Annotated in this window: 12 protein-coding genes; 10 read left to right on the top strand and 2 right to left on the bottom strand. The window is 38.6% G+C overall.

The window, feature by feature from the left end; translation table 11 throughout:
• The first annotated feature begins 36 nt into the window (after positions 1–36).
• The 5 genes from KMHG_RS17265 (at position 37) to KMHG_RS02815 (ending at position 4,122) form a co-directional block, all read left to right on the top strand.
• Positions 37–582: a phosphatidylglycerophosphatase A family protein gene (locus KMHG_RS17265; RefSeq protein ID WP_010286720.1), complete on the top strand. Its 546-nt coding sequence runs from the start codon at positions 37–39 to the stop codon at positions 580–582.
• Positions 583–645: 63 nt separating this feature from the next.
• A complete protein-coding gene (locus tag KMHG_RS02830) occupies positions 646–1,473 on the top strand; it encodes a thermonuclease family protein (protein WP_010286718.1) in 828 nt (275 codons plus the stop codon).
• 111 nt (positions 1,474–1,584) lie between these two features.
• Positions 1,585–2,157 carry a histidine phosphatase family protein gene (locus tag KMHG_RS02825; RefSeq protein WP_010286717.1) on the top strand — a complete coding sequence of 191 codons (573 nt, stop codon included), beginning with the start codon at positions 1,585–1,587 and terminating at the stop codon, positions 2,155–2,157.
• A gap of 323 nt (positions 2,158–2,480) precedes the next feature.
• Positions 2,481–3,101 (top strand): DUF47 domain-containing protein, encoded by a 621-nt coding sequence (locus KMHG_RS02820; protein ID WP_010286716.1) that lies wholly within the window; start codon positions 2,481–2,483, stop codon positions 3,099–3,101.
• Positions 3,102–3,117: 16 nt separating this feature from the next.
• On the top strand, positions 3,118–4,122 hold the full coding sequence (locus KMHG_RS02815) for an inorganic phosphate transporter (RefSeq protein WP_010286711.1): 1,005 nt from the start codon (positions 3,118–3,120) through the stop codon (positions 4,120–4,122).
• 232 nt (positions 4,123–4,354) lie between these two features.
• On the opposite strand, the gene KMHG_RS02810 is transcribed toward KMHG_RS02815, so the two are convergent.
• The gene (locus KMHG_RS02810; RefSeq protein WP_010286707.1) at positions 4,355–4,780 is read right to left on the bottom strand and encodes an organic hydroperoxide resistance protein; all 426 of its coding nucleotides are present in this window, start codon (positions 4,778–4,780) and stop codon (positions 4,355–4,357) included.
• 154 nt (positions 4,781–4,934) lie between these two features.
• Here KMHG_RS02810 and KMHG_RS02805 point away from each other — a divergent pair, with 154 nt between their 5' ends.
• Positions 4,935–6,311, top strand: coding sequence for an aldehyde dehydrogenase (locus KMHG_RS02805; RefSeq protein ID WP_010286704.1), 1,377 nt, complete (start codon positions 4,935–4,937; stop codon positions 6,309–6,311).
• A 36-nt stretch (positions 6,312–6,347) separates the two neighbouring features.
• On the opposite strand, the gene KMHG_RS02800 is transcribed toward KMHG_RS02805, so the two are convergent.
• Positions 6,348–7,940 (bottom strand): two-component system sensor histidine kinase NtrB, encoded by a 1,593-nt coding sequence (locus KMHG_RS02800; protein ID WP_026021982.1) that lies wholly within the window; start codon positions 7,938–7,940, stop codon positions 6,348–6,350.
• A gap of 128 nt (positions 7,941–8,068) precedes the next feature.
• Here KMHG_RS02800 and KMHG_RS02795 point away from each other — a divergent pair, with 128 nt between their 5' ends.
• The 4 genes from KMHG_RS02795 to KMHG_RS02780 all read left to right on the top strand — a co-directional run bounded on the left by KMHG_RS02795 (position 8,069) and on the right by KMHG_RS02780 (position 13,754).
• Positions 8,069–9,130 (top strand): M42 family metallopeptidase, encoded by a 1,062-nt coding sequence (locus tag KMHG_RS02795; protein ID WP_010286702.1) that lies wholly within the window; start codon positions 8,069–8,071, stop codon positions 9,128–9,130.
• 2 nt (positions 9,131–9,132) lie between these two features.
• Entirely contained in the window at positions 9,133–10,605 is a 1,473-nt protein-coding gene (locus tag KMHG_RS02790; RefSeq protein WP_010286701.1) for a UDP-N-acetylmuramoyl-L-alanyl-D-glutamate--2,6-diaminopimelate ligase, read from the top strand.
• A 150-nt stretch (positions 10,606–10,755) separates the two neighbouring features.
• Complete coding sequence (locus KMHG_RS17260) at positions 10,756–12,009, top strand: LysM peptidoglycan-binding domain-containing protein (RefSeq protein ID WP_010286700.1); 1,254 nt, start codon at positions 10,756–10,758, stop codon at positions 12,007–12,009.
• A gap of 173 nt (positions 12,010–12,182) precedes the next feature.
• Positions 12,183–13,754: a peptide chain release factor 3 gene (locus KMHG_RS02780; RefSeq protein ID WP_010286695.1), complete on the top strand. Its 1,572-nt coding sequence runs from the start codon at positions 12,183–12,185 to the stop codon at positions 13,752–13,754.
• The last annotated feature ends 37 nt before the right edge of the window (positions 13,755–13,791 follow it).

Raw genomic sequence — 13,791 nt, 5'->3', positions numbered from 1 at the left:
TTTAGAAGAAGTTTGAAGGAAAGAGGTTTATGTTTTATGTTTAATAGAGCTTTAAAAGTCCCTTCTACAGAAGTGACAGCGGCAACATTTGCAGCATTAGAACGACGTGGCGTAACGATTCGTGACATCGCTGATATCGTCTATACAGTTCAAGCGCCATATAGCAAAGGTTTAACGATTGAACATTGCGAACAATCTGTACGCAAAGTATTACAAAAACGCGAAATTCAACATGCTGTACTTGTCGGTATTGAGTTAGATGAATTAGCAGAAAAAGGCATGCTTTCACAACCACTTCAACAACTAATCGTTGGAGATGAAAGTTTGTTTGGCATCGATGAAACGATTGCAGTCGGTGCTGCCCAAGCATACGGTAGTATTTCAGTGACAACATACGGTCATTTAGATAAAGAAAAAATCGGTATTATTACGAAACTAGATGGAAAAGCAGATGGACGTGTTCATACGTTTTTAGATGATTTAGTTGGTAGTATTGCGGCGGCAGCATCTTCACGTTTGGCACACCAAATTCGCGATTTAGAAGAACGTGGCGAAACGCTTGCACAATATGAATTCGTGTAACTTAAAGGGGCTGCATTGACAGTCCTTTTTGAATGAAAATAAACGGAGCGAAAGGGTGGTTCCATGAAAAAAATGATATGGCTTCTTGCAGCAGCGCTGATGTTCGTATTAGCAGGCTGTACGGAACTAGATGCATCGAAGAATGATGATCGTTCAACAACGAAGGAAGAAACGACAGAAACACAAAAAATTGTTGGAGAACAAGTAGAGGTTGTCAGCGTTATTGATGGAGATACGATGAAAGTAAAATATGATGGTAAAGTGTCGAGCGTTCGCTTCTTGCTCATTGATGCACCAGAAATGCATCATAAAACATTAGGTGAGCAACCGTTCGGGAAACAAGCACAAATGCGTAACCGCGAATTAATCGACAATGCGAAAGTCGTATCGCTAGAATTTGATACGACAGGTGGCGACAAAGAAGATAAATATGGTCGTTTATTAGCGTACGTTTATGCAGATGGTAAAAGTGTCCAAGAACAATTAATTCGCGAAGGTCTTGTACGTGTCGGCTATGTATATAATAAAAAAGCAACCCACTTACAACAATATTATGATGCGCAAGACGAAGCGAAAGCAGCAAAGCGCGGCATTTGGCAATATAACGGCTATGTCACAAATCGTGGCTTCGTTAAATCAAAAGTTCCAGGCTGGTCTGTCGGTCAAAATCCAGATAAGAACGGTTCGTTAAATGAGACGGCGACATCAACAGAATCGTCATCAACATCATCTTCAACGACCGGTGCTTGTAATATTAAAGGGAATATTAATGCTAAAGGAAATAAAAATTATTTCTTACCAGGCACGAACAACTATGACAATGTGCAAGAAGAGCAAATGTTTTGTAGCGAAGAAGAAGCGCAACAAGCAGGCTTCCGTAAAGCGTCATAATACGTAAGAGAGCAGTCGATTACCGGCTGCTTTTTTGTTTTGATGGAAAGGTGCTAAGATTCCATTTTTTGTGTTACTATGAAGTGACGAATTAAATGGGGTGGGAAAGCGATGACAAAGGTCTATGTAGTAAGACATGGCGAGACAGATTGGAATCGTCAAGGCCGCTTACAAGGTGCGACAGATGTGCCATTAAATGCGCAAGGGATTCATCAAGCGCAAGCATGTCAGCAGTATTTTCATGAAAACCCAGCGACCGCTATTTTCACAAGTCCCCTACAACGTGCACGTGCAACGGCAGAGATCATGAATGAGCCTTTCCAATTGCCGATTATATCACTTCCAGCATTTAAGGAACGTACATTCGGCAAAGCGGAAGGTATGACGTATGAAGAACGTTCAAAAGCGTATCCACAAAAAAACTATCCTGGACAGGAACCATTCGCGCAATTTATTGATCGGTTAAAATCAGGTCTTCAGTTCATTGAAGAACAATATCCGAATGATACAGTTATTTTAGTGGCCCACGGAGCAGTGATTCATAATTTATTTCAAATTGTTGAAAACGACGATTTGTTCCCACAAAATGCGAGGCTCTCAAATGGTGGTATTAGCACGATGTACACGAAAGACGGCAAATGGTGGCTAGGGAAATATAATGAAACGCATCATTTAATGGCTTAACAAAAAGATCACTTTCGAGTGGTCTTTTTTTCGTTTGTTTTCATCGGAAAAGAAGCGAGAATAAAAATTAGTGATATAAGTCGATAGAAATCGCTTTCTCTAGCCGGTTTAAGCGAGGTTTTCGCGCGTTTTTTCCAAATTATGAAGGGTAATGTTACAGATTTGTAAATGTTGCATTAAGTAATGTAAATTTCAGTGCCGAGTCGCTAAAATATTGTTAAGATTTACGAGGAAGAAAAAGTTTGAAAATAATAGCGGAGACAGAGGTCAAAGCTATTAATATAGACATGAAATAGAAACCACACAAGCTCTAGGAGGAACTTATGTTTAAACGAAAAAAGGACGATCCATTCTTTAACAAATTAGCGGAAATTGCAGCAAATGTACAAAAGTCATTACACTTTGCTAATGAATTCCGTATTCACAATAAAGAAGATTTAGCTGAAATTAGTAAGCAAATGAAGCAATACGAAACAGATGGTGACAAATTAATTCATGAAATTATCGTGATGTTAAACAAATCATTTATGACGCCAATCGAACGTGAAGATATTTTAGCGCTCGCAAACAGCATGGATGACGTATTAGATGGTATGGAAGAATGTATTGCACACTTCGATATGTTTGGTTTGGTCGAAGCTGATGATGCAATGAATAGTTTCGTTCAAAACATTGTCGCAAGTACAGATGAAATCGTGTTAGCAATGGAAAAATTGCAACGCAAAGATTTAGTCGGTATGCGTGAAAATGCGATTAAAATTAAAGATTATGAATCAAAATGTGATGAAGTATTACGTAAATCAATCAAGCAACTGTTTTTACACGAAACAGATCCGATTCGTATTATTCAATATAAAGATATTTACGAACAGCTTGAAGATATCGCCGATGATTGTCAAAACGTAGCGAATACGATGGAAACAATCATTATGCGAAATGCGTAAAGGGCAGGTTGATTAAATGGATACTCTTATACTGTTAACGATTTTAGTCGTTATTTGTGCGTTAGCATTTGACTTTATCAATGGTTTCCACGATACAGCAAATGCCATTGCGACGTCTGTATCGACGCGCGCATTACCACCAAAAACAGCAGTTATGATGGCTGCTGTTATGAACTTCGTCGGTGCGATTACATTCACAGGCGTTGCCAAAGCAATTACAAAAGATATTGTTGATCCATTCTCATTAGGGGAAGGTGTCGGCACAGTCATCATTTTAGCAGCGTTAATTTCAGCAATTGCATGGAATTTAATTACGTGGTATTTCGGTATTCCATCTAGTTCATCACACGCGATTATCGGTTCAATTGCTGGTGCAGCAATTGCAGCCGCTGGTTTCCAAGTATTGAACTATGAAGGATTCACAAAAATTATCCAAGCGTTAATTTTATCACCATTTATTGCGATTGCAGTCGGCTTCTTAATGATGTCGTTATTTAAAGTGATTTTTAAAGGTTTTAACTTATATAAAACGAATAAAGGTTTCCGTACCGTCCAAATCGGTACCGCAGCGCTTCAAGCTTTTACTCACGGTACAAACGATGCACAAAAAGCGATGGGTATTATTACGATGGCTTTAATTGCAGCAGGCTTACAATCAGATGATGAAGTACAAGGTTGGGTACGTTTTGCCTGTGCATTAGCAATGGGTCTAGGTACGTCAATCGGTGGTTATAAAATCATCAAAACAGTCGGCGGTAAAATTATGAAAATCCGTCCAGTAAATGGTGTTGCAGCTGACCTTTCTTCTGCATCAATTATTTTCGGTGCAACATTAATTCACTTACCAGTATCAACGACACATGTTATTTCATCAGCGATTATGGGTGTTGGTGCTGCGCAACGTGTGAAAGGTGTTAAATGGGGCGTCGCACGTAAGATCGTACTTACATGGATTATTACGTTACCGATTTCGGCAACATTAGCAGGCTTAATCTACTTACTATTAGATTTATTTGTATAACAAAAAGCGAGTTTTCCACAATTGGAGACTCGCTTTTTTCTATAAATGAATAATTTTAGACAAAATAAAAAGGCGGGAGCTCATCTTCCCGCCGTAAAACATTGTAAAACTAAACAAACTCGCTCCAGCAATCCGGCTGTTATGAGCGAGTAAGTCTGCTAATCAAAAAAGAATAGCAATAGGTTTGGCACCTAAATATAAATTATACGCATTTTTTCAGAAAATGCAATAGTTACTTTTGAGCTTGTGTAATAATTTCAACGTCGATGTTGCCGCGCGTTGCTTTTGAATATGGGCAAAATTCGTGTGCTTTTGCCGTTAATTCTTCACCAACTTCTTGCGATACACCTTGAATGTCGACAACTAAAATGACGCTAATTTTGAAACCATCATTTTCATCGTCTGATTGCAGGCTTACTTTTGCTGTTGTCGTTGAGTCGATTTGATGACCAGCTTTTTTCGCCATTAAATTAAGTGCACCGTCATAACAAGCTGCATAACCTGATGCAAATAATTCCTCAGGGTTTGATTTCGAGCCATCAGGTGTTTCATTTGGCTTTGGATTTCCTAAGTTTACGTCGATTGAACCTGTGCTTGATTTAACGTGACCATCGCGGCCATTCTTCGCTGTTGCTTCAGAAGTGAAAAATACTGTCATACAAAAATCCCTTCTTTCATCTGTTTCTAATACGATTCCTTTAATAAGGGTAGTTTAAACATACAATTGGAATATTTTGAGAAGTTCATAATGGAATAGCACGCGACTAGCGTGATACAATGCGATTACATTGATATTCAAGGAGGGAAATAGCGTGGAACATATTGAACGTTTATTACAAGAACAACGTGCCTATTTTGATACAGGTGCAACGCGATCTTTAGCTTTTCGTAAAGAACAATTAAAAAAATTGAAGCAAGCGATTGTTGCGAATGAAAAAAAGGTAACGGAAGCACTTTATCGCGATTTACATAAAAGTGATTTTGAAGCATTTGCGACAGAAATCGGTATTTTGTATGATTCGATTAGTTTAGCGTTAAAAAATTTAGAAGAATGGATGCATCCGGTTTCAGTGCCAACGCCGATTCAATTCCAACCAGGGAAAAGTTTTATCGTGCGCGAGCCGTATGGTGTGACGTGTATTATCGGGCCATTTAACTATCCGTTCCAACTTGTCATGGAACCCCTTGTCGGTGCCATTATGGGTGGTAATACAGCAATCGTTAAACCATCTGAATCAGCACCATATACTACGATGATCGTGCGTCAAATTTTAGAAGAAACATTCGACCGTGAATTTGTTGCAGTCGTAGAAGGGGAAAAAGAAGTCGTGCAAACGTTAATTCATGCACCATTTGACTTCATCTTCTTTACCGGTAGTGTGCAAGTCGGCAAAATTGTCGCAGGTGCATGTGCTGAGCGTTTAACGCCATATGCGCTAGAACTAGGCGGTAAGAGCCCTGCAATCGTTGACCAAACAGCGAACTTAGAAGTCGCAGCGAAACGTCTCGTATGGGGTAAATTTACGAATGCCGGTCAGACGTGTGTGGCACCGGACTACATTCTCGTACATGAATCGGTAAAAGTACCATTCCTTCGCCAAGTGAAGAAAACAATCGATAAATTTTATGGCAAAGACCCACAAAAATCGAAAGACTTCGGCCGCATTATTAACGATCGTCAATTTGAACGTTTAAATACGTTGTTGAAACAATCGAAAAATGAAGTATTAATCGGTGGTCAATGTGACCGCGAAGATTTATATATCGCACCGACCGTTTTACAAGATGTGAAATGGAACAGTCCGATTATGGAAGATGAAATTTTCGGGCCAATTATGCCGATTTTAGTGTATGAAGATTTAGAAGCAGCGATTCGTTTAATTAAACGTAAACCGAAACCACTCGCTGCGTATTTATTCTCTGAAACTGAGAAAGCCATCGATTACTTCTTAGAAAACTTACCGTTTGGCGGTGGTTGTATTAATGAGACGATTACACACGTCGGTACGCCACATTTACCGTTCGGAGGTGTCGGTGAATCGGGTACAGGTAATTATCATGGGAAAGCGAGCTTTGAATGTTTCACACACCCAAAATCAATTTTAAAACGTTCATCAAAACTCGCAACGAACATTATGTTCCCACCGTACAAAAAGAAAGTGAAACTCGTTAAAACGATTATGCGCTAATGAAAAAAGGAAGCCGCGAATTTGCGGCTTCCTTTTTTAAGCTTGCGTCTCTGATGGTGATGCGAGTGGGAACGTTAAAATAAATTCGGTTCCTTTTCCGTACGTACTATGAATTTTAATGTCGCCTTCGTGTTCATGAACGATTTTTTCGGTAATCATCATGCCGAGGCCTGTCCCTTTTTCTTTCGTCGTATAAAACGGTTGGAAAATATGGTCCACAACTTCTTGTTTCATACCGATGCCATTATCAGCAATCGAAATTTGAACATTTTCAGCATCTGTTGAAATCGAGAATTCAATGTGGCCTTCTGATTCAATTGCTTCGACTGCATTTTTTAAAATGTTAATAAACACTTGTTTAATTTGGTTTGATTCACCGTTAATATAAACGTCTGTATCGCCCCAGTTTTCATTTAACGTAATATTTTTCACCTTTAATTCGAGCTTATGGAGCGCTAAAATATCACGCAATACATTTGATAAATTAAATGGCTTCGTATCGTGTGCATGTGGTTTAGATAGCACTAAAAATTCACCGATAATTAAATTGATGCGATCAATCTCTGCTTCAATTAAATTCGTATAAAACGCGTATGGTGAGTCTTTATCCTCGTTCATCATTTGCACAAATCCAGAGATGACAGATAATGGATTCCGTACTTCATGAGCAACACCTGCTGCAATCTCGCCGGCCATTTTTAATTTTTCTGATTGAACACGTAATTTTTCGGCTTCTTTTCGATAAGAAACGTCACGCGTAATCACAGAAGTCGCGATGACTTTGCCTTCTTGGTCTAAAATCGGAGATAGCGTAATTTCCGCATCGAATAACGTGCCATCTTTTCGCATATCTTTCGTTTGCAATAAATCGTAACTCATACCGCCAATCATGTCGTTGATACGTTCCTGCGATAGCTCGTAGTTTTCAGGTGGCACGAGGGGAATATGTTTGCCGACACTTTCTTCAATTGTCCAGCCGTACAGTTTTACGAACGCTGGATTGACGTTAATAATTTTTCCGTCTAAGTCGAAAACGGCGATACTATCTTTCGCATTTTCAAAAAATAGTTTTAAATAGCCTTCTTTTGATTCGAATTCTTTTTCCATTGAATCATTTTTCTTTTCAATCGATTTGTTTGATACGTACAAATAAATCGATTGTACGATACTAAATACGATTAAAAATGTAGCATTAATCGTAATCCAAAAAATTTCCTCGTTCGATAAACGTTCAGCTAAATATGGAAACTTGATACAGACGAAAGTACCAATTTCTGCGATGACGAGTATACCCATTAAAATATTTAATAAAAATGAGAAATACATCGCAGTCATAAACAATCCTAAAATTAAAAATGTTAAATAATATGGATTATTTGTTGCGACCACCGTACATATGCCCGTTACGTTTAATAATATAACTGTTGTAATCGCGATGAGTCGCTCATTTATTTTTTTAGTGAAAAAGATTATATTCAGAACGACACCTATCATAAAGCAAGCGATCGGTGTTGTAAGTGGATAATCTAGTCCGCGAATGACGCATAAAAAGCAAAATAGAAACATTCCAGCTGTATATGTGAACAGCATGAATTGATTTCTTCTACGTAAACTAGTAGAGTTCTTCATAAGACACCTCGAATACTTGATGTATTCATCATAACATGATTTGTCGTTGTCGGAAAAAGTCATCTTTTGATATGATGAAAGAATAATAGAGATGCAAGCTATCTATATTTAAAAAAGGGGATTTTAAAGTGGAAATTTTCAATGAAAAAGAAACTGTTCAATTGTTAAAAACGTTAACAAATATAGCAAGTCCGTCAGGTTTTACGACGAAGATTATGAACGTCATGGCAGGTATGCTTGATAATATCGGCGTTTCTTACACACGTACGAACAAAGGGGCCATCATCGCAACAGTTAAAGGGAAAAATGATCAACGTCATCGCTTATTAACAGCCCATACTGATACACTCGGTGCGATGGTAAAAGAAGTGAAGTCATCAGGTCGCCTTGCACTATCAATGGTCGGTGGTTTTCGTTGGAATGCGGTAGAAGGAGAATATTGTACAATTCATACCGCACGAGGAGAGGAGATTCGTGGTACTATATTAATGCACGAAACATCTGTCCATGTTTATAACAAAATGGGCGAATTACCACGTGATGAGCAGCATATAGAAGTACGTATTGATGCGAAAGTGAAAAACGCGGAAGATACACGTGCATTAGGCATCGAAGTAGGTGACTTCGTATCGTTTGATAACCGTTTTGAGTTTACGGAATCAGGCTTTGTTAAATCACGTCATTTAGACGATAAGGCGAGCACAACGCTTTTAATTCAACTATTAAAATTAATTAAAAACGAACAAATCGAGCTACCTTACACAACTCATTTTTATATCTCAAATAATGAAGAAATCGGTTATGGTGGGAACGCCAGCGTACCAGAAGAAACCGTTGAATATATTGCAGTAGACATGGGTGCAATTGGCGATGGCCAACAATCTGATGAATATACGGTTTCAATTTGTGCGAAAGATTCAAGTGGTCCGTATCACTACGAATTAACTCGTCAGTTAGTAGCTCTTGCTAATGCCAATAATATCGATTATAAACTCGATATTTATCCATATTATGGTTCGGATGCATCGGCAGCAATTCGCGCAGGCTTTGATGTGCGCCATGCATTATTCGGTGCAGGCATTGAATCATCACATGCTTTTGAACGTACACATGTAGACTCATTACGCAATACAGCGGCACTTTTATACGCTTACGTCACTTCTCCTATGATCGATGAGCAGGAGGATTAATTATGCAAACGACAGAATTATTACAACGTTTAGCACAAAAACGTATCGTTGGTACTTTACCAGAAGAAGTACGCAACATGGCGATCGACTCTCGTTTAGTCGAAGAAAAAACAATTTTTATTTGTATTAAAGGTTATACCGTAGATGGACACGACTTCGCACAACAAGCTGTAGACAGCGGTGCGACAGTGATCGTTACAGAGCGCGAACTTGACTTAAAAGGTGATGTTGCGCAAGTGATCGTTCGTAGTACAGACCGCACATTAGGATTACTTGCAGCAAAATTTTATGATTACCCATCACAAGATTTAACGATGATCGGTGTGACAGGTACGAACGGTAAAACGACTGTTTCTAATATGATTGAAAAAATGTTACTTGGCTTAGGCATTAAATCGGCATTAAAAGGCACAATCGGTTTCGATATTAACGGTACACTTTACCAATCATCAAATACGACAAGTGATGCATTATCAACACAACAAATGATCTTCCGTGCGAAGTCAGAAAACTGCCGTGCGATGATTATGGAAGTGTCCTCACACGGTCTTGTATTAGGTCGCGTAGCAGGGATTGATTTTGACGTTGCGATTTTCACAAACTTAACACAAGACCATTTGGACTTCCATAAAACGATGGATAACTACGGTAATGCAAAAGGGATGTTATTTTCACAACTTGGTCAAGATTTAACGAAAGACAAACATGTCGTGTTAAACTCTGACGATGCATGGAGTGCAAATTACGAAACTTTAACACCGTACCCAATTTGGCGTTATGCAGTTAAGGACGAAACTGCTGACTTCCGCGGTATTGACATTACATACCACGACGAACATACAGAATTCACGATGGTGACACCAGAAGGTAATCGCCACGTTGAACTAAAATTACTCGGTGAATTTAACGTTTACAATGCGCTTGCAGCAGTTGCAGCACTTTATGCAAAAGGCTATCCAATTGACGATGTCATCGAACAATTAGAAAGCTTAACAGCGATTAAAGGTCGTATGGAGCGCGTCCCAACAGACGATCTACCAATCGACATTTTCATCGATTATGCGCACACACCAGATGCTATCGAAAAAGCAATTGATGCGGCGATGCCTTACAAGAAAAATAAAATGATTTTCGTTATCGGTACAGGAGGTAACCGTGACAAATCAAAACGTCCAGATATGGCGTTAAAAGCTTCAAAAGCGGAATATGTTATTTTAACAACAGATGATCCACGTTATGAAGCGTATGATTCGATTATGGGCGACCTTGAAAAAGGGATGGCACATGATAACTACGCATGCATCGGTGATCGTGAAGAAGCGGTACGTCATGCTGTACAAATGTCAGAACCAGGCGACTTAATCTTATTCGCTGGTAAAGGTCACGAAGACTATCAAATTATCGAAAACACAAAATATCCACATAGCGATGCAAAAATTGCGTTAGACGAAGCATACAAAAAATACGGAAAATAATTATTCTTATAAAATGACATAAACATTACAATTATGTGATGTTTATGTCATTTTTTCGGTTCTGTACCCAATTTGACTCATTAATGGTATTCTAATGTATAAAAGACTACTAATATAGAGAAAAAGGACATACGAGAAGGGACTAGTTAGATGAATAAAACGAGCAAATGGCTTGCGGCAGCAATGGCTACTATCGTGACAACGACGTCACTTTCTTCGGCTGCAGAGGCAACAACCGCTGTACAGAAAGCAACAACAGTGAGCAACATTACATCGAATACAGCTGAAGAAAATACAAAAGTATTAGCAAAAGCAAAAAGTGCAACAGCTACTGTAGAGAGCTTTATCGAAGAAATTTCACCAAGCGTTGTGACATTATCACAACAATATGGTATTTACGGCTCTGTCATGATGGCACAAGCAATTTTAGAAAGTAGTTACGGCCGCAGTGAATTAGCTTCTGCACCAAACTATAACTTATTCGGCATTAAAGGCGATTACAACGGACAATACGTGATGATGAAAACGTTAGAAGATAACGGTAAAGGTCAATACTACACAATCAATGCAAAATTCCGTAAATATCCTTCATATAAAGAATCATTAGAAGACAATGCAAAAAAAATCCGTTACGGTGTGAGCTGGAACGCTTCTTACTACAAAAAAGCATGGCGTGAAAATGCGAAAACATATAAAGACGCAACAAAAGCTTTAACAGGTACTTATGCGACTGATACGAAGTATAATACGAAATTAAATAGCTTAATTGAGCGCTATAACTTAACGCAATTCGATGCACCGTTAACGACGTCTTCAAATAGTTCAAATACGACGATCACACAAACGAGCAATTCAACATTAGATAAAGGGACAACATACGTTGTGAAAAAAGGCGATACGTTAACGAAAATCGCGAAAAAATATGGCACAACAGTTGCGAACTTAACATCTTGGAATGCATTAAAAACGACAACGATTTACGTTGGTCAAACATTATACGTGTCTAAAAAGGCGCCTGTTGTGAACACAGAAGATAAGTCTCAAACGAATACAACAGTGACACCAGCAGGTAACGATACAACATTACCAACAACAACGGTATCTAAAAAAGTAACGATACATACGGTCGCAAAAGGTGATACGTTAACGAAAATTGCGAAAAAGTACGGTACGACAGTAACAAACTTAAAAAAATGGAACGGCTTAACGTCTTCAACGATTAAAGTCGGTCAAAAATTAAAATTAACAGCAACAGCAAACGTAACGTACAAAGTTGTAAAAGGCGATACATTAACCAAAATCGCGAAAAAGTACGGTACGACAGTAACAAACTTAAAAAAATGGAACGGTTTAAAATCATCGACGATTAAAATCGGTCAAACATTAAACGTTACAAAAGCATAACGTCAAACGAGAAGCCTATGACGCCATAGGTTTCTCGTTTTTTATTATGACGGCTTGCAAGTACTTTTTTCATGCATTGATTTTTGATATACTAGACAAGTTAAGGTTACACAAAGACTATTGAAAATTTTCCGATAGATAACATCTATTGATTGATTATAAAGGAGAACGAAATGACGAATTTAGAACAAGACATTCTTTCACGTCGTACCTTTGCTATCATCTCTCACCCCGATGCTGGTAAAACGACAATTACAGAAAAACTTTTATACTTCGGTGGCGCGATTCGCGATGCTGGTACAGTAAAAGGTAAAAAAACAGGTAAGTTCGCGACATCTGACTGGATGGAAATCGAAAAACAACGTGGTATCTCTGTAACATCTTCAGTTATGCAATTTGATTACGACGGTTGCCGTGTCAACATCCTTGATACACCTGGGCACCAAGATTTCTCTGAAGATACGTACCGTACATTAATGGCCGTTGATAGTGCTGTCATGGTTATCGATGCAGCGAAAGGGATCGAAGCACAAACGAAGAAATTATTCCAAGTTTGTCGTATGCGTGGTATTCCAATTTTCACATTCATCAACAAATTAGACCGTCAAGGTAAAGAACCATTAGAATTAATCGAAGAGCTTGAAGAAGTACTTGGCATTAACGCTTATCCAATGAACTGGCCAATCGGTATGGGAAAAGAGTTCTTAGGTATTTACGATCGCTTCAACCGTCGCATTGAACAATTCCGTACAGAGGAAGAAGATCGCTTCATTCCGTTAAATGAAGAAGGTGGTATCGACGTTGAAAACGATATGACAAAAACGTCTTACTATACACAAGCGTTAGAGGACATTATGCTGTTAGATGAAGCGGGTAACCAATTCTCTGAAGATAAAATTGCAAAAGGTCAATTAACTCCTGTATTCTTCGGTTCAGCATTAACAAACTTCGGTGTGCAAACATTCCTTGAAACATACTTAAAATTCGCACCAGGTCCACAACCTCGTTTAACAGAACAAGAAACAATTGTGGAACCAACAGATGCAGATTTTTCAGGTTTCGTTTTCAAAATTCAAGCAAACATGAACCCAGCACACCGTGACCGTATCGCATTCGTACGTATCGTATCAGGTAAATTTAACCGCGGTATGAACATTACGATGACACGTAATGCAAAATCATTCAAAGTGACACAAGCAACGACATTCTTAGCCGATGACCGTGAAACAGCGAATGAAGCAGTGGCAGGGGATATTATCGGTCTTTACGATACAGGTAACTACCAAATCGGCGATACAATCGTTGGCGGTAAAAAGAAATTCCAATTTGAAAAATTACCACAATTCACACCGGAATTATTCGTCCGTGTATCTGCGAAAAACGTGATGAAACAAAAACACTTCCATAAAGGGATTGACCAACTTGTACAAGAAGGTGCAATTCAATATTATAAAACGTTATTTACAGAAGACATCATTCTTGGTGCGGTCGGTCAATTACAATTTGAAGTATTTGAAAACCGTATGAAAAATGAATATAACGTAGACGTCATTATGGAGCCAATCGGTTCTAAAATCGCACGTTGGGTTACAAATGAAGAAGATATTAAAGATTCAATGACAGGTCCTCGTTCAATTCTTGTAAATGACCGTTTCGGTAATAAAGTATTCTTATTCGAAAACGAGTTTGCAATGCGTTGGTTCAACGATAAATTCCCAGAAATCGAATTATATAGCTTACTATAAGCACGTACAAAAAGACGGGTCGCAAAAGCGGCTCGTC

Source organism: Kurthia massiliensis (assembly GCF_000285555.1).
GTDB lineage: Bacteria > Bacillota > Bacilli > Bacillales_A > Planococcaceae > Kurthia > Kurthia massiliensis.
This window is presented reverse-complemented; position numbering and strand designations above follow the sequence as displayed.